The 18774-nt window shown below is 32.4% G+C and carries 16 protein-coding genes; 3 read left to right on the top strand and 13 right to left on the bottom strand.

Annotated features, from left to right (window positions below; all coding sequences use genetic code 11):
• Positions 1-147: 147 nt before the first annotated feature.
• The 8 genes from C8D80_RS09785 to argS all read right to left on the bottom strand — a co-directional run bounded on the left by C8D80_RS09785 (position 148) and on the right by argS (position 9040).
• Positions 148-354, bottom strand: coding sequence for a hypothetical protein (locus C8D80_RS09785; protein ID WP_133609844.1), 207 nt, complete (start codon positions 352-354; stop codon positions 148-150).
• A 108-nt stretch (positions 355-462) separates the two neighbouring features.
• A complete protein-coding gene (locus C8D80_RS09780; protein WP_133609842.1) occupies positions 463-2061 on the bottom strand; it encodes a hypothetical protein in 1599 nt (532 codons plus the stop codon).
• 62 nt (positions 2062-2123) lie between these two features.
• On the bottom strand, positions 2124-2366 hold the full coding sequence (locus tag C8D80_RS09775) for a hypothetical protein (RefSeq protein WP_133609840.1): 243 nt from the start codon (positions 2364-2366) through the stop codon (positions 2124-2126).
• 136 nt (positions 2367-2502) lie between these two features.
• Entirely contained in the window at positions 2503-2706 is a 204-nt protein-coding gene (locus C8D80_RS09770) for a DUF6132 family protein (protein WP_133609838.1), read from the bottom strand.
• A gap of 59 nt (positions 2707-2765) precedes the next feature.
• Entirely contained in the window at positions 2766-4280 is a 1515-nt protein-coding gene (locus C8D80_RS09765) for an MBOAT family O-acyltransferase (RefSeq protein ID WP_133609836.1), read from the bottom strand.
• Entirely contained in the window at positions 4280-5704 is a 1425-nt protein-coding gene (locus C8D80_RS09760) for a GDSL-type esterase/lipase family protein (RefSeq protein WP_133609834.1), read from the bottom strand. Before C8D80_RS09760 ends, C8D80_RS09765 begins: the two co-directional genes overlap by 1 nt.
• Positions 5694-7145, bottom strand: coding sequence for an SGNH/GDSL hydrolase family protein (locus C8D80_RS09755; protein ID WP_133609831.1), 1452 nt, complete (start codon positions 7143-7145; stop codon positions 5694-5696). Before C8D80_RS09755 ends, C8D80_RS09760 begins: the two co-directional genes overlap by 11 nt.
• A gap of 113 nt (positions 7146-7258) precedes the next feature.
• The gene (gene argS, locus C8D80_RS09750; protein WP_133609829.1) at positions 7259-9040 is read right to left on the bottom strand and encodes an arginine--tRNA ligase; all 1782 of its coding nucleotides are present in this window, start codon (positions 9038-9040) and stop codon (positions 7259-7261) included.
• Between the two features lie 168 nt (positions 9041-9208).
• On the opposite strand from argS, the gene C8D80_RS09745 reads away from it, so the two are divergent.
• Entirely contained in the window at positions 9209-11623 is a 2415-nt protein-coding gene (locus C8D80_RS09745) for a TonB-dependent receptor domain-containing protein (RefSeq protein ID WP_133609827.1), read from the top strand.
• 137 nt (positions 11624-11760) lie between these two features.
• On the opposite strand, the gene C8D80_RS09740 is transcribed toward C8D80_RS09745, so the two are convergent.
• Both C8D80_RS09740 and C8D80_RS09735 read right to left on the bottom strand, forming a co-directional pair.
• Complete coding sequence (locus tag C8D80_RS09740) at positions 11761-12768, bottom strand: 3-oxoacyl-ACP synthase III family protein (protein ID WP_133609825.1); 1008 nt, start codon at positions 12766-12768, stop codon at positions 11761-11763.
• A gap of 116 nt (positions 12769-12884) precedes the next feature.
• Positions 12885-13217: a YegP family protein gene (locus C8D80_RS09735; RefSeq protein WP_133609823.1), complete on the bottom strand. Its 333-nt coding sequence runs from the start codon at positions 13215-13217 to the stop codon at positions 12885-12887.
• A gap of 131 nt (positions 13218-13348) precedes the next feature.
• Between C8D80_RS09735 and C8D80_RS09730 the strand changes: the two genes are divergently transcribed.
• The gene (locus C8D80_RS09730; protein ID WP_133609820.1) at positions 13349-15763 is read left to right on the top strand and encodes a S9 family peptidase; all 2415 of its coding nucleotides are present in this window, start codon (positions 13349-13351) and stop codon (positions 15761-15763) included.
• Positions 15764-15815: 52 nt separating this feature from the next.
• Here C8D80_RS09730 and C8D80_RS09725 read toward each other — a convergent pair whose 3' ends face one another.
• Positions 15816-16736 (bottom strand): ABC transporter ATP-binding protein, encoded by a 921-nt coding sequence (locus C8D80_RS09725; RefSeq protein ID WP_133609818.1) that lies wholly within the window; start codon positions 16734-16736, stop codon positions 15816-15818.
• Between the two features lie 115 nt (positions 16737-16851).
• On the opposite strand from C8D80_RS09725, the gene C8D80_RS09720 reads away from it, so the two are divergent.
• On the top strand, positions 16852-17454 hold the full coding sequence (locus C8D80_RS09720; protein ID WP_133609816.1) for a hypothetical protein: 603 nt from the start codon (positions 16852-16854) through the stop codon (positions 17452-17454).
• A gap of 88 nt (positions 17455-17542) precedes the next feature.
• Here the strand turns inward: C8D80_RS09720 and C8D80_RS09715 are convergent, their stop codons facing one another.
• Positions 17543-18241 carry an OmpA family protein gene (locus tag C8D80_RS09715; RefSeq protein ID WP_133609814.1) on the bottom strand — a complete coding sequence of 233 codons (699 nt, stop codon included), beginning with the start codon at positions 18239-18241 and terminating at the stop codon, positions 17543-17545.
• Between the two features lie 12 nt (positions 18242-18253).
• Positions 18254-18721 carry a lipocalin family protein gene (locus tag C8D80_RS09710; protein ID WP_133609812.1) on the bottom strand — a complete coding sequence of 156 codons (468 nt, stop codon included), beginning with the start codon at positions 18719-18721 and terminating at the stop codon, positions 18254-18256.
• Positions 18722-18774 lie beyond the last annotated feature (53 nt).

Below are 18774 nucleotides of genomic sequence, written 5' to 3'. Positions count from 1 at the left end.
ACTAACCAATAAAACTAAAACAATCATCAATTTCTCAATGAATTGTTTCTCAAAATTATGTCTTTTAAAAAACCTACTCAGCAACATTTGTTACATAAAAAAACGCCCCGAAATAATCGAGGCGTCTTTATAAATATGAGTGTAAAACTATTCAGCTTTTTTCTCAGCAGCTTTTTTAGATGAACAACATCCACCTGATTTAGCTTCTGAACCACAAGATTTTTTTTCAGCAGTTGAACAAGATTTTTCAGTTTTAGCTGTTTCTTTTTTTGCTTTTTGTTTTGGCTCTTGAGCGTTAACATTCATTGAAAACATAAAAGCAGCTACTGCCATAATTGAAACTAATTTTTTCATTTTTTGTATTTTTAAATTGTTATTTATTTTTTTTGCTTGTATTGTACTATGACAAATATATATAATTTTAGAAATAGTACTCTTAATTTTTTATTATTTTAACAGTTATTACTTTTTTATTACTTTTTGAGACACATAAAATTTGTCATCAAAAATAAAAGTTATAATCACAAATTCTGATTTGGCTGATGCTAAACTAAAATTCATGCTGTTTATTCCTGCGCTTACATCTTCGATTTCTCCTTCTTCTGCTATTTTACCATCTAATGTCGATATTATATAATTGACTTTAGCAGAATAAGCCATATCAAATTGAATTCTAACCGTATCATTTGATGTTGGATTAGGCGAAACCGTAAACGAAAACGGATTTTTACCATCTATTTGAGGTGTGCTCAATAACGGATTTTTTACTAATTTAACTTCATAAACCGTTGGATCGGCACTCGTTAAATTGGTTTGATTATCCGTAAAAGCTGAAGGAGAAGAACTTTGAATTCCCCCAAATAAATATCCAATTACGAATTCGTCCGCAGTAATATTCGATAATTGAATTACTTCATTTGAATAATGTGGTAAATTCTCATTCGGAATAAACTCAGCTCCAGCGCCTTTTAAATTTGGCATTTCAACTGGCAATTGATATTCAAGCAAACTTCCATTGGCAAAACGAGTTGTTCTACTAATCGTTTTTACAAAAGGAACCGTATCGTCTTGTAATAAGGTGCCATTAGAATAGTAATACTGACTCATACCCCCAAAAAACAAATTGTGCATTCTGTTATTGGTAGCATCGTACAAACAAGCCTTTCCACTGTGATAATTACTCAAATATTGATTGAATTGCGTTTGAGGAAAATAGCCTCCTGCTTTTATATCAACTGGATATAAAAAAGGCAAATCCACTGCAATTTGAAATACGCCTGAAGAAATCGTGTATCCTAATTCTCCATTAGGAAAAATCTGAGGCAATAAATTATAATCCCGACGGTGTAAATGAACGGCATCTACAACTTCTTCATAATTGGCATAACTCAAACTCGCTCCCGAATTATCAATTGTAAATTTTCGGATAGCATTCGAATACGTTTGGGTAAACGTTGGATTGTTCATTGGGTTATATCTTCCGTCAAAACGATGCCCACCTACCAAATAAAACGTAGTACCAATTTTTGCTAATTGACCTCCCGTAATCGCAAAAACATCATTTGATATTTGTTTGAAATAGGATGTTATTGGAGTACCTGCAATGATAGCATTTATCAAATTAGGCACGTCAACTGAAGTCAAATTATTGAACGTTTTATGATCGGCAGCTGTTGTTGAATAAGCATATCCTCCAATAATAAACAAAGCATCACCATCCTGATAAAAGTTCATGTTGGTCGATTGCAATTGTTCTTTAATTCCTGTTGGAAGCGAATTCACGGAAGCCGACCAAGATTGCTGCGTTGCAATATCAACCACATACATATCCGTATTATTTTGAGCTCCTGGAAAAGCATTAAAAGGCTGACGTGCGTGTAAACCGTCTTTTCTTCCGCCAATGATTAACCATTTTCCATTATGTTGCGCAAAAGCATAAGAATGCAATCCGGGCAAACCTGAAACGGAGACCGGAGTTAACACCACATCATATTCGAAGGTGCTTTGTGCTGTTGTTGACTGAAAAAAAGCCAACAAAAACACGATTAATATATTTTTCATTTTATTCCATTATAAGTTAAGCTTGTGTAAAAACACAAACATAAAAATCAACTTTTTTTAAGTTAAGAAATGGAAAACTTCGGCGGATGCCAAATGGAATGTTGGTATTTAGAAATAAAGATCTTCTCGTAGTTCGATTGTTCTTTTTCTATTTTGAATTCTGGAAAAGTTATTTCGGGTTTAAAATCTAATTCGGCTACAAATTGAACCGGACTAAAATTCAAACTCATGATGATTTTTCCTTTCTCACAACCCGAAGATTCTGAGCCTGATTTATTACAAGTTTGTTCACAATTTTCATTCACAAGCATCTTCATTGCTCTAACTGATGGCAACGTCACCAGAAGCAATAAGTAAAAACAAAGTATGTGAACTAAAAATTTCATTCAACAAATATATACAAACTTTAAAAACCTATGGTAACATTTGTTACACAAGAAATTAGGATTGTTTCTTTTTGAAGAAATCACTAATCATGTTAAATAGTAATCCTCCTAATACGCCTCCATACAAAGTACTATTTAATGGTTTTGAAGTGATAGAACACGTTCCTGAAACACATCCAACATAATGGTAATAAGCATAACCTGAAATTAATCCTATTACAACTCCAATAAACGTAATTATAATTTCTCTTTTATTCATCTCGTTTTAAAAAAACAAAGTTACAATTCGTACGAAAGCAAATTGGTAACAAAAGTTACTTAAAACTGAAAATAAATAAAAGGTTGCGCACCAGCAGAAGCCGTAGCATACACTACCCAATAAATCAATCCTAATAAAACAGCTTTTGCTAGCAAAGGTAAAGTTGAAAATGTTTTTTGCATACCAGCTAAAGTTTTCACTGGAACAAAATGCCAAACCACGCCAATAGCGATTAATAAAAATACATTTTTATAACCTAAAATAATGGTTTGCCATTGATTTAAATCGAAAGTTAATTTGGTAATATTATCTGCAATTTGAAATGCCGTTGCAAAGTCTTTCGCTCTAAAAAACAACCAACAAAACACAACAAAGTGGAACGTTAAAATAACTTGGATAGTTCTAACGAATATATTTTTTGGCAACTTAATAAACTGACCAAAGAATTTCTCTACTACTAAAGCCAATCCGTGTAAAACGCCCCAAACTACAAATTTCCATGAAGCGCCGTGCCATAATCCACCTAATAGCATCGTCATGAATAAGTTGAAATAGGTTCTGATTTTACCTTTTCTGTTTCCACCTAAAGTAATGTACAAATAATCACGTAACCAAGTGGAAAGCGAAATATGCCATCTTCTCCAAAACTCAGTAATCGAACCTGATTGATAAGGTGTTCTAAAGTTATCAGGTAACCAGAATCCCATTAATAAAGCCAATCCAATTGCAATATCAGAATATCCAGAAAAGTCACAATAAATTTGAATTGCATAACCATAAGAAGCCATTAAATTTTCGAATGCAGTGTAACTATTCGGTGCATCAAATACGCGATCAACGAAGTTGCTTGAAATGTAATCTGAAATAACTGCTTTTTTGATTAATCCACCAATAATCAAGAATAAAGCACGATTGAAATCTTCTTTCGTTAACTTTAATTTCTCATAAATTTGCGGAATGAAATCACTTGCTCTTACAATTGGCCCTGCTACTAATTGCGGGAAAAACGAAACGAAGAACAAGAAATCCATGAAGCTTTTCGTAGGCTCTAATTCTCTTCGGTAAACGTCAATCGTATAACTTAAGGTTTGAAATGTATAAAATGAAATTCCGACTGGTAGAATAATATCCTCAAACTTCATAGTGCCATCGAAAAGTGAATTGTAATTATCGATGAAGAAATTGGTGTATTTAAAATAAGCCAACATCCCTAGGTTAATCAATAAACTTAATATCATATAAAATTTACGATAACCTTGTTTGGCTTCTTCATAGATTAATCGCGATAAAACATAATCAACAACCGATGAAAAAATCAACAATCCAAAATAGATTCCACTTGATTTATAATAGAAAAACAAAGAAAACAACACCACATAAGTAATGCGGAAATAATGAGTTTTTCTAGATAAAATGTAAATAATATAGAAAACTAAAAAGAATCCTAAAAAAATAGCGCTATTAAATAAAAGCGGTTGTTTTGGATTGAATAAAAACCAGTTTTTAATGGTCTCTAAATCGATATTCCCTACATTTTCAAGAAACCAATTTTGTATGCTAAAAAGTGCTTTCACTACTGCTTTGTCGATTTAAATAATTCGTATGATTGTAAAAAGGCTTCAAAAAACAAATCGCCTTGTTTTTCATATCCTGCTTTTGAATAATGCACCTTATCTCTTGCCATGTAACCTTTTGCTGCATTGCGTTGAATGGATTTGTTTCCACCAAAAACTTGAAGTAAATCCCAAACGGCATAATTTTTCACATGCGCATTTTCTTCAATTAATTCGGCATATTTTTCAATAAAGGTATTTTTATATTTTCTATGCAAAACCGAAGGCGGCGACGTCATCACCAAAACACAAGCTTGAGGGTTTTTATCTTTAATTCCTTGAATAATTTGGCTCAAATGAGTAAAATATTGTTCGCCTGATTGCTTATCGAAACTTTCATTTGTTCCTAAAGAAATAATTACTAAATCAGGATTTAAAGCTGGCAATTGCTCATTGAATAATCTGAATTTATTGTAATCAGACGCTTTCGCACCATTCACTCCAATACTGTGATAGATGACACCCGAATTATCATTTTCCAAAACCAATCCGTTCAAAGCAAAATCATCAATTTCTTGATTCGGAACAATCGCAATTTTATCTAAAGGCGTTTCCGAAATGTAATCGTTTGAAAATGGTGAAGGTTGTAATTCGATAGGAATATATTCTGTTTTTGTGGTGCTTTTCGATTGTGTTCCTTTAGTTGGAATCGTCAAAATTTTTCCATCGCGAATCATATCGCTTTTTAAACCGTTTGCTTGTTTCAATGCTTTCAAAGAAACATTGTATTTATCGGCAATTCCTCCTAAAACTTCACCTGGTTTTACTTTGTGAGTGATTTTCTTCGGAACTTTTCTTTCAATTACTATACTTTTATTAGAAACCGAAACATCAAACAAGTTGACATTTTGAGGTGTAATCACTTTTAATTTCGTGAAATTATATTGCGCATCTTTTACATTCAATTGAATCGCAAAATCTTTTGAAGTCGTTTCCATAGAAAAACCACTCAAGCCAACCGGACGATTAGCATCAGCATATAAATTTCTAAAACTTTGAAAATTTCCTGAAGCAGAATAACGAATTGGAGCACTGTTATTTGTCTTAGCTACGCTATATGGAAACGTAAATCCAAAACCGCCATTCCCATATACTTTTTGAAATTGAGTACGAATTTTAGCCGTAAATAAATCCGCTTGAATATGTGAATCGCCAATATGAACAATATTAATTTTACCCGATTTACTTTGCTCTAATTGGTACATTTTTTCATAAAACGCCAAAAGTGCATTCGGATTGTGAATGTCGTTTCCTGTGAAAGTAACTTCAATAGAATCGATAACAGGAAGATCTACTTCAACAGAATCTATCGGAACTAATAAAGTATCTTGAGCAAATCCAAAAAATGAAATTCCCAATAAAAACATCAAAAATCTATTCTTCATAAACGGAATCTTTATTAATGATGACACTATCTTTTTTCACTGGAGCAGCTGGTTTTTTACGTTTCTTTCTCAAATCTTTATACATTTCATAGCCTTGATTTAATTGGGTAAAAATCAAATTTGCAGCTTCTTTAGCTCCTCTGTGATTAAAGTGTGTGTAATCTTTATTAGCTCTGGCTGGCTCTTGTTCTACCCATTGAATCATAGAACCATCGCCACCCATTAAAGTGTACATATTGACAAAACTCGATTCCGACTTGATAGCATATCGTTTTTGTGCTGTATTTAAAGGAACAACAGCGGAATCGGTTTTCATTTCTAAATCATATTTGGTAGATTTATCAGCAGTTGAAACAATCAAAATAGACACTCCTGGAAAACATTCTTTCAAATGCGCTACTACTTTTGCCATTCGCTTTTCGTACCAACCGTAGTTTAATGAACCGTAATTTAAAACGTTAGCTCCGTATTGCAACACAATTAAATCGTAATCTAATTTCGAATGAAATGCCCGCATAGTGGCAACATCAAAACTTCCAATTGGCAAACCAGAATTTCCTCTATTCGAGAAATTATCCACGTGAACACCTTTGCCGTCATCAAAATTAAATCCGTAAATTGGAATAGAATCGGCTTTTTTGAAATTCACTTTGATGCTTTTTAAATTTCCTTCCGATAAAGCTAATGTATTAACCGCTTTATTAGGTGTCAATTTTTTAACAATAGTATCTGCGCCAGATGTATAAAATACTTTTCCATCTTTATTCGACGAACTTCCGTAGAATAAGGTTGGGCGAGGTAATTCTGAAGCAAATCTTGTTTTATTGGCTTTATATTTTACCCAAGCTACATTTGCTGTATCATTCGCATAAAACACATGACCGTTTACACCAAATGGATTAGATGGACGCTTTACTTTTAAATACGATTGGGTTTTCCAGTTTCCAGAAAATTCGTGAGTAATTGAACTACGAGAACTCGCCGATTCAGAAGTAATATTCACAAATCCAACACCTTGACCACCAAATTTTTCTTGTAAATAAGTTCTAAAATCTTTTACAATTAAATCGCCATCTGTCATTGAATCCCCAAAATAAGCTATACGAACGTTTCCTTCTTTTTTAGTTTCTAATTGAAATAATTTTTCGAAAAATGTTGCTAAATACTGATTTCCGGTATATTCTTCGAATGTTTCTGGCGGAAATTGAATTCCGTTTACCACTTTGTAATCGATAATGGTTTTAGCCATAGAATCTTCTACAACTTCGCCTTCGTCTTCAGCAATAGCTTCCAAAAGCAAACTATCAACAACTACATTTTTAGAACTAAAAGTACTTTCCGTAAATAACTTTTTAGGTAAAAACGTTTTGAATGCCAAAAAAGACAATCCAGAAACGATTACCACGATTAAAGTTTGAAAAAAATATTTTGATGTATTCACTTAATTTTATCTCTTATAACTGATTTACTATTTCAAAATTCGTTGTTCCAAGTTCGTTGTTCGATATTTAAACAAAGAATATTCAACATGGAATTTTGAATGTTGAAATGTTTTTACATTCGCTCCGGAACTTCAATTCCTAATAACTGAAATGCATTTTTTATCGTGTTTCCAACTGATTTTGACAATTGTACTCTAAACACTTTTTTATCGTGATTTTCCTCTCCTAAGATTGAAACCTGTTGATAAAACGAATTGAATTCTTTTACCAAATCATACGTATAATTCGCAATTAATGCCGGACTATGATTCTCTGCCGCATTTTGAATTACTTCAGGAAATAATTGCACTTGCTTGATTAATTCTTTCTCCTTTTCGTGTAATTCTAATCCCGAAATTGAAATTGAAGTATCAAAATCTGCTTTTCTCAAAATTGACTGAATACGAGCGTAAGTATATTGAATAAATGGCCCAGTATTTCCTGCAAAATCAACTGATTCTTCTGGGTTGAACATCATTTGTTTTTTAGGATCAACCTTTAGCATATAATATTTCAAAGCGCCTAAACCGATTGTTTTGAACAATACCGCTTTTTCATCTTCAGAATAACCATCTAATTTTCCTAATTCTTCCGAAATAGTTTGCGCTGTCGTAGTCATTTCTGCCATTAAATCATCAGCATCTACAACTGTTCCTTCACGTGATTTCATTTTTCCAGAAGGCAATTCCACCATTCCGTATGATAAGTGATATAAGCTATCAGCCCAATCAAATCCTAATTTTTTCAAGATTAAGAACAACACTTTGAAGTGATAATCTTGCTCGTTTCCAACGGTGTAAACCATTCCTCCAACATCTGGAAAATCTTTCACACGTTGAATAGCTGTTCCAATATCTTGTGTCATGTAAACCGCTGTTCCATCAGAACGAAGCACGATTTTTCTATCTAAACCATCCGCAGTTAAATCAATCCAAACTGAACCATCTGGATCTTTCTCGAAAATGCCTTTTTCTAAACCAAATTGTACTACTTCTTTTCCAAGTAAATACGTGTTTGATTCGTAATAATTAGGAATATTGAAATTAACACCTAAATTTTTATAAGTTTGCTCAAAACCATCATACACCCATTGGTTCATGGTTTTCCAAAGTTCGATAACTTCTGGCTTTCCATTTTCCCAATCTAAAAGCATTTGTTGTGCTTCCAAAATAGATGGTGCTAGTTTTTTTGCTTCGTCTTCGGTTTTACCTTGAGCGATTAATTCTGAAATTTCTTTTTTGTATTGTTTGTCGAATTCCACATAGAAATTTCCAACCAATTTATCTCCTTTCAATCCTGTTGATTCTGGCGTTTGTCCGTTTCCAAATTTCTGCCAAGCCAACATCGATTTACAGATATGAATTCCTCTATCGTTGATGATTTGTGTTTTATATACTTTTTTTCCAGAAGCTTTAATGATTTCTGCAACGGAATAACCCAATAAATTGTTTCTGATGTGTCCTAAATGCAAGGGTTTGTTAGTATTTGGTGAAGAATATTCCACCATTACAGCCTTCTCGCCTTCTTTTGGAGTTACAAAACCAAACGTCTCGTTGTTTTTAATCGAATTGAAAAATTCTACATAAAAAGCATCCGAAATCACAATGTTTAAAAATCCTCCTACGACATTGAACTTAGCAACTTCATTTACGTTCGCTACTAAGTAATTTCCTATCTGATTTCCGATTTCAACTGGGTTACCTTTTAATGCTTTTACCAAAGGAAAAACTACCATAGTAATATCACCTTCAAACTCTTTCCTAGTAGCCTGAAATTCAACTTTTTCTATAGAAATATTGAACAATTCAAGAACCGCTTTTTGGATGTGTGTTGTTAATGTGTGATGTAATGTCATTTTACCTTATTTTTTTGAACGTGCAAAGGTAATAAATAGTAGTTAGTGATTAGTAAATAGTGATTAGTTTTTTTTCGATTAAAAAAATATTTTAAAAATACTGTAACAATTAACAATTGTTGAAGTCTATTAACCACAATCATCAATCATTTAATCAAAAACAAACAAATGAAACTTAAATTAATTATCACCTGTTTTTTGTGCTCAATTGCCTTTGGATTTGCACAAAACTCGGGAAGCATTAAAGGTAAAATAGTTGACAAAAAAACAAATGAGCCTTTACCTTACGTAAACATTATTCTTAAAGATAATGACAAGATTGTTACAGGAGGTGTAACCACAGAAGACGGAAATTTTGCCATCAACAAATTAGGATTACAAAAATATACTATTGAAATTCAATTCATTGGCTACACAACAGTTGTTAAAAACATTGATTTAACTGCAGATGCAAATCAAAACTTAGGAACAATTGCTATTTTAGAAGATGTATCAGAATTAAAAGACGTAGAAGTTGTGGCTGAACGCTCTAACATGGTGCAGAAAATCGATAGAAAAGTAATTAATGTTGGAAAAGATTTAATTGCTTCAGGAACTACTGCTTCTGAAATTATGAATAACATCCCAACAGTTAGTATCGACCCTCAAACGAAAGAAATCAGCATGAGAGGAAACAGTAATGTACGTGTACTTATCGATGGAAAACCTTCGAATGTTTCTGTAGAGCAATTGTTACAACAAATTCCTTCTGCATCAATTAAACAAATTGAGTTGATTACGAATCCTTCGGCAAAATACAATCCCGAAGGAATGAGTGGAATTATTAATATTATTTTGCATAAAAATTCGCAAGATGGTTTTAATGGTTCTATCAACACAGGAGTTACATTTGGAATTACTCCAAAAACAAACTCGGCTCTGAATATGAATTACCGTGTAGGAAAAGTGAATTTTTATACCAATTATGGTTTTAATCACGGAATCAATGCCAATAATGGTTTTGTAGATAGCGAAAGACCTACTCAAGAAAATCGTCAAGATTTTAATTTTAGAAACAAAAACAATTCGCATCTATTAAAGTTAGGAATGGATTATTATATAAACGACAAAAACACATTATCCGCTTACACCAACCAAAGTTTTACTTATGGTTCTGGGACAGGTTTAACGACAGTAGTTTATGATGACCCTATTGCAAATAGCAACACCACACAACTTTTTGGAAGTAATGGCGACAACAAAAATCAAACTTATGATGTTGTTTACAAACATGATTTCGATAAAAAAGATGAAAATTTAGAACTTCAATTTAATTATTCGCACACGGAGAATGATGAAAACACAGTATACGATGAAACGATTTCGAATCCAACTTTTAATTTTGATAGAACCAATTTAGTAAAAGGAACAACAGATTATTTTCAGTTTAATGCAGATTATGTAAATCCAATAACTGAAACTACAAAATTAGAATTGGGAGTTGAAACGAGAATTCAAAATTCGGGCAATCATTTTAACGATATTAATCCGAGTTTTACAAGCGCTAATAATTCGTTTGAATTTGGTAGAAATATTTATTCGGCTTATGCTAATGTTGGCAAGCAAATTGGAAAATGGAGCGGTCAACTTGGGGTTCGCTTAGAATATTTTGACTTAGATGCTGATTTCGCAATTAACGAAACAAATCCTAGTTTTAATGATGCTCAAAACATTTCGGATGATTTATTTACAGCTTATCCATCAGCATTTTTAACATACACAGCAAACGACAAAAACTCTTTCAATTTCAATTATTCAAGACGAGTTGACCGACCAAGTATTGGACAAATTAGCCCAATTAGAGAATGGACAACACCTTTAATGGAGTCGAGAGGAAATCCTGGATTAGTTCCGCAGTTTACTAATTCATTTGAAGTAAATTATACGAGAAATACAAAAATTGGATCGATAACAAGTGGTGTATTTTACAGAAGTATTTCAGATGAAATATCAAGAACTGTTTACAACGATCCAAACAATCCAAATCGTAACATTTTATCGTATGACAACTTTGATAATAATGATGCCTTTGGAATTGAAACTTCTGGAAATTTAAAATTCACAAAATGGTGGTCAGTTAATGCAAGTGCCGATGTGTATTTTAAAACGGCTAAAGGAACGGTACAAAATGCTAGCACAAATGCTTTAGAAAATGCAGAAGTTGATGTAACTACTTTTAATACAAGAATCAACAATAGTTTTACCGCTACAAAAGATTTACGTTTCCAATTATTTGGAATGTATAGAGGAAAAGACAGAGGATTACAATATGACAGAATGGAAATGTACAAAATGGATATTGGAGCAACCTACAATATCTTAAAAGGAAAAGGAACCATCACAGCTCGTTACAACGACGTTTTTGAAAATATGAACTTTGCTTTTGATGGTAATATTCCTTTCAGACAACAAGGTGCATTTTACTGGGAAAGCCAAACATTTTATGTTGGATTTAACTACATTTTTGGCGGCGGTAAAAACCGTGCTTTAGCAAGAAAACAAAGAGATGCTAACGAGACTCAAAGTGGTGGTGGAATGTTCTAATTTAGCTATTAGGCATTAGGCATTAGGCATTAGGCATTAGGCATTAGGCAAAAGTAAAAAAGCGTTCTGAAAATTTCAGAACGCTTTTTATTTATTCATTTTTAGCATAAAGCTTACCGCTTATTGCATACAGCGTATTACCATCTAATAATCACACTTCCCCAAGTAAATCCTGAACCAAAAGCAGCTAAAACTACTAAATCACCTGATTTGATTTTACCTTGCTCCCAAGCTTCGGTTAAAGCAATTGGAATGGAAGCTGCGGTTGTATTTCCGTATTTTTGAATATTATTGAAAACTTGGTCGTCAGTTAAACGGAATTTCTGCTGAATGAATTGCGAAATTCTCAAATTCGCTTGATGTGGCACCAACATATTAATGTCAGAAACTTGTAAATTATTCGCTTGTAATCCTTCATTAATGACTTCACTAAAACGAACTACTGCATTTTTAAATACGAATTGTCCGTTCATGTAAGGATAATAACTTTCATCATTTGGATCGTTATCAGCAATGATATCAGTTACCCAACGTTTTCCCATTCCTGGCGCAATTAATGATAATTCTTCGGCATGTTGCCCTTCTGAATGTAAATGCGTAGACAAAATTCCTTTAGATAAATCTTCTTCTCTAGAAAGTACTGCTGCTCCTGCTCCATCTCCAAAAATCACAGAAACTCCTCTTCCGCGAGTGGTCATATCCAACCCTGTTGAATGCAATTCAGAACCAATTACTAAAACGTTTTTATACATTCCGGTTTTGATGTATTGATCCGCAATTGAAATTGCATACACAAACCCAGAACATTGATTACGAACATCTAAAGCACCAACCGTCCTTAAACCTAAATCGCGTTGGACTAAAACACCTGGACCTGGAAAATAATAATCAGGACTTAAGGTTGCAAATATGACAAAATCAATATCTTCTTTAGCTATCCCTGCACGCTCAATGGCAATCTTAGCAGCTTTTACACCCATTGATGTGGTTGTATCTTCTCCTCTTATGATGTGGCGACGCTCTTGAATCCCAGTTCTTTCCTGAATCCACTCATCATTGGTGTCCATTTTTTTGGCCAAATCATCATTGGTAACAATATTTTCAGGCACGTAATAGCCTAATCCTGATATTTTGGAATGAAACATAATTTTTATCTTTAATTAAATTTAGCCTGCAAAAATACAAACTTTAAGCGTATTTATTGAGCATATAAAAAAAAGTCCAACTTAAAAATAAGTTGGACTTTTAATTTTTTTATACTTTATGCTGTTTGATCATACGTTTCTGCGTCAGGAGCATTTTTTGCTACAGAAGCAATTCCGTTGTCTCTAGAAGCGGTACTTTCATACATTTCACTAGTTCCAATAATTTGACCATTAGTCGCTTTTAAATTGAAATAATACTTTCCATTTTTAGATTCCAAACGATCAAAACGAGCATCATCTTGCGAATTTTTTTTCACAGATTCTACACCATTTAAACAAGCTGCTTTTGTAGTGTAACCTTCACTACCTAGAATTTCTTGACCATTGCCAGCTTTTAAGCTAAATTGAAATTCACCGTTTTTTCTTGTAGAAATTACAAATTTTCCCATGTTTTAAAATTTTATTTTGAACTATTTTATTTACAAACGAATTATAAAGTTACAAAAAAAATTAACATATAATTTAAAATTTCTAAATTCTAAAAAATTAATTTTAGAGCTTAATATTCAAACCAACAAACATGAAATTAAGATTATTAACATTTGTGGCGTTTTTGGGTACTTTTTTAAGTACATCAGCACAAGAAAATGTAACCTATCAAAAACCCTCACCTGAGATTTTAGCCTTAGCTGATTACGAAAGAGCGCCATCAGTAAGTATGGACACTAAGAAAGAATACATGCTTTTAAGCTACCGAAACACATACAAAACACTTGATGATTTAAATCAAGAAGAAATGAAATTGGGCGGCTTAAGAATTAATCCAGTAACCAATATTTCGAGTACTGTTACTTATATTAACAATCTAAAAGTTAGAAAAATAAAAGACAAAGCGGAAATTCAAGTAAAAGGCTTACCAGAGAACGCTCGAATTACCAATGTTTCTTGGTCGCCAAACGAAAAGAAAATTGCTTTTACAAACACTACTAATAAAGGAGTTGAACTTTGGGTAATTGATGTAGCAACAGCAACAGCCAAAAAATTAACTGCTGATAATTTGAATGCCAATTTAGGAAGTCCATTCAACTGGATGAAAGACAACGAAACGTTATTGGTAAAGGTTCTTCCAAAAGACCGTCCAGCATTAATTAATAGTGGTAAAGATTTACCAAAAGGACCAACCGTTTCTTTAAGTGATGGATCTAAATCGCAAAACAGAACGTATCAAGATTTATTAAAAAATAAAACAGACGAAGCTAATTTTGATGTTTTAGTGACATCTGAATTATATAAAGTTTCTATTTCTGGAAATACTACTTTATTTAAAACAGCTGACATTTATGCGGGTGAAAGTTTTTCTCCAGATGGTAATTATTTAATGTTGACTACGATTCAAAAACCTTATTCTTATATTGTTCCAATGAGTCGTTTTCCACAAAAAACCACGATTTATGATGCCAATGGTAAAGAAGTAAAAATGGTAAATGAAGTACCATTAACTGAAATTATGCCTAAAGGATTTTCATCAGTAAGAAAAGGAAAAAGAAGCATGGGATGGAGATCTGACAAAGCTGCAACTTTATATTTTGTAGAAGCTTTAGATGGTGGAGACCAAGCTGTAAAAGTAGATTTCAGAGACGAAGTGTTCTTATGGGAAGCTCCTTTTACTTCAAATCCAATAAGTTTAATCAAAACACAACAACGGTATGGTGGTATCATGTGGGCGAATGACAAAATTGCAATTGTAGCGGATTCATGGTACGATACAAGAAATACAAAAGCGTATTTATTCAACCCTTCAAATTTAGCTATTGCTCCAAAAATTATTGAAGATAGAAATTCGCAAGATATTTACTCGGATCCTGGAAATTTCGAGATGAAAAAGAACGAATTTGGAAGATATGTAATTGCAATAGAAAACAACAAAGGCTACTTAATTGGTGCTGGAAATACTAAAGACGGACAATTTCCTTTTATTGATGAATACGATTTCACTACTTTGAAAAAAACGAGATTGTATACTTCTAACATGAAAGACAAAAAAGAAGACTTGATGTCGATTGAAGATTTCAAAAAAGGAGAAGTTTTAGTGATGATTCAGTCTAAAAATGAATATCCAAATTACTATTTCAGAAACATCAAATCGAAAAACAAATTAACACCAATTACCGCTTTCAAAAACCCATTCGAAAGTATTAAAAACGTTCATAAAGAAGTTATCAAATACAAGAGAAAAGATGGTGTTGAACTTTCAGGAACTTTGTATTTACCAGCAGGTTATGACAAAACGAAAAAAGAAAAATTACCTTTGTTAATTTGGGCCTATCCAGCAGAATACAAAGACAAAAATTCGGCAGGACAAAACGATAAAAACCCTAACGAATTTACATTTCCTAACTATGGGTCGTTTGTATATTGGGTAACCAAAGGTTATGCGGTTTTAGACGACGCTGCTTTCCCAATTATTGGTGAAGGAACAACAGAACCTAACGATACATTTATTCCACAATTAGTTGCTAATGCCGAAGCTGCTATTGATGCAGTTGACAAATTAGGTTATATCAATCGTAAAAAAGTAGCTATTGGAGGACACTCTTACGGTGCTTTTATGACGGCTAATTTATTAACACATTCGAATTTATTTGCTTGTGGAATTGCAAGAAGTGGTGCTTACAACAGAACATTAACTCCTTTCGGATTTCAAAGTGAACAACGTAATTACTGGGATGTTCCTGGAGTTTACAACGGAATGTCGCCATTTATGAATGCAGAAAAAATGAAAACACCATTATTATTAGTTCATGGTGAAGCTGATAACAATCCTGGAACTTTCACACTACAATCAGAACGTTATTTTCAAGCGTTAAAAGGTTTAGGTGGTCCGGCAAGATTGGTGATTTTACCAAAAGAAAGTCACGGTTATGTTGCCAAAGAAAATATTTTACATTTGTTATGGGAACAAGATCAATTCTTAGAAAAATATTTAAAGAATTAGAAAAAAACATAGTATAAAGAAGTTAGCCCTTTGAATTGAAAGATTTGAAGGGCTATTTTATTTTCAAACAAACAACTTCTCCATTTTCAATCAAATCATCATTTTCAAAAAAAACCGTTTGATTTTCGAATTTCGCTTCAATTAAATAATGACTTCCTCTAAAATAAGAATTTACAACTTCCACTTTTATATCGGAATTAATCGAAACTTTTAATTGATGCGGATAAACAAATTTCAATTCTCCATCAATTTTAATTTCGTTCACATCTCCAAATAAAGAAGCTATATATCGATTTTTTGGGTTATCATAAATGAATTTTGGAATTCCACTTTCTATGATTTCTCCATCTTTAATAATCGCAACCTCATCGGCAAAAGCTAAAACATCAGTACTATCGTGAGTGGCAACAATACAAGTAATTTGTTGTTCTTTTAAATAGCCAAAAAGTTTTCTCCTTAAGCTATTCTTTCTAAAATTATCGATATGACTAAAAGGTTCGTCTAACAACAACACTTCAGGTTCTAATGCTAAAACTCTAGCAATGGCTACACGTTGCATTTGACCACCACTCAAAAACTTAGCTTTTACATTGGCATATTCTGTCATTTCTACAATTTCTAATAATTCCGAAATACGAGCTTGTTTGTCTTCTGGAAAAAAATTAGAAAGATATTTCCCTACGTTTTCAGCAACAGTAATAAATGGCATTAAATCAAAATCTTGAGCCAAATATTTCATAAATGACATACCTGGAATCAAATGGAATTTCGGGCCTAGTACTTCGGTTTCGTTCCAAAATATTTGTCCTTCATCTAAATCATGTAACCCATAAATCAATTTTAATAAAGTACTTTTCCCACAACCACTTTCTCCTATAATAGCTAAATTTTTTCCTCTTGTTAAAGAAAAACTTATATTCTTTAGAACCAATTTATCTTGATAGGAAAAACATATTTCGTTAGCTTGTAGCATCTTTTTTTTACAAAGTAAATTATAAAAGTCAACCTTTTAAAATTTTTAAAAAAAATATTTTTTAAACTTTAATTTAATTCTATATTGCGACACCCAAATTAACCTTTAAATACAAATGAAAAAAACTTACTTTATCATGGCAATTTTGCTATGCTCTTTATTTTTGTCAAAAAACACATATGCCCAAATTGGTGTAGAAGTTAATTACGGACTTAATGGTGTTTTTGAACCAAGCATTAATGATTTATCCCATCTTGGAGGAGCAATTTCTTATGATTTTGATGAAACATACGGAATGAAAATTGATTTCGCTTCTGATAAATTTAGAACTAAAAACCTTTTATTTACCGAAGAAACAGGAATTGATATTACCCGAATTTCACTTCAAGGAACTATGAATATTACTACTGCATTTTCTAGAGCCTCAAGTTATGACTTCTTCAATTTAATCGCACACGCTGGTGCTGGATATTCTTTAGTTAAATCGAGTTTTAATTCTGGAAATGATAATTTAGTAAACGTTGTTATGGGTTTGACTCCACGATTTAAAATCACTGATGGATTATATTTTGCAATTGACACATCTGTTATATTCAATATATCACAACATTATAATTTTGATGGAAGTTTTTCATACACAGAAGCGGTAAATTCTTTTACTGGAATAACATACAATGTTACTGGAGGAATTATTTACAAATTCAACGAAAACTACTAAAAATACTTATAACTGAAAACATTAATTTTAACCAAAAAACAAAAAAGACTGCCTTATAAGCAGTCTTTTTTTATTATTCTATTGTTGTTTATTTCCCTGCTTCTTTTTTAGCATCGTCAATCATTTTATCATTAGCTAAAATAGCAAACTCAACACGTCGGTTTAAACTTCTACCTGCATCGGTATCATTTCTTTCAATTGGTTCTGCTTCTCCCATTCCAATTACTGCAAATCGACCTGAGCTCAATCCTTTTCCAGAAAGATACGATTTTACTGCCGCTGCTCTTTGAGTAGATAAATCTAAATTGTAACTTTCAGAACCTTTACTATCGGTATACCCATAAATTTTAATATCAGTATCTGCATACTCTTTAAAAACTGGAACTAATTTATCTAAATTTTGTTTTGCTGTAATGGTTAAAGTAGCTTTATTAAATTCAAAATTTACGGAATTTTCTCCTAAAACCAAATGAATTCCTTCTCCTACTCTTTGCACTTGAGTTCCGGGTAAAGCTGTTTCAATTTCACGAGCTTGTTTATCCATTTTATTTCCTATTAAACCTCCAACGGTTCCACCAACTACGCCACCAATTACAGCTCCTAAAGCCGTATTGCCTCCTTTACCCAAATTATTTCCTAGAATTCCTCCAATAATAGCTCCTGAACCAGCACCAATTACAGCCCCTTTCTGAGTGTTATTAGCGTTTTTAGTAGCTTCACAACTTACAAAAGTACCAGAGAACAACACAACCAAAATCAAGCTCAAAACGATATACTTATTTTTCATACTCTTTATTTTTTATTTTATTCTGTTAAATTGATAAACCAAAGTGATGGTTTTTCCTGCAACATCAACTGTATCGAATAGCTGAAAAGCATTTTCTGTCAAATTAGCTACTTTTAATACATAACCTTCTTTTACTGTTTTAGCTTTCACATCTGCACCTACAAATTTCAAAACAAGATTTCCTTCCTGATTAACATACCAAGTAATATCACTTGAAAACGTCGGACAACCTGCTTTACGCAAAGCCATTTCTCCTTGATTGTTGTTTGAAATGAAGCGCCAAGAACTGGTTTCAAAACATTGTGAATCCGCTATACCAAAGGAATTAATTTTAATATAAGACGAGTTTGGATAAGAAACTGAAGTCAATTCCCAATTTCCTTTTAAGCCTACCTCTGTCTTATTGTCTAATTTTGTAACTGGATTGGATTTACATGAGACCATTAAAAAAAACAAACCGAAAATAATTATATTTTTCATAATAAATTGTTTTACAAGAGATTATACTTACAAAGATAACCCTTATATTACCG

It is taken from the genome of Flavobacterium cheniae (assembly GCF_004363695.1).
Classification (GTDB): Bacteria; Bacteroidota; Bacteroidia; order Flavobacteriales; family Flavobacteriaceae; genus Flavobacterium; species Flavobacterium cheniae.
Note: the sequence above shows the minus strand (reverse complement) of the source record. Positions and strands in the feature narration are given on the sequence as shown.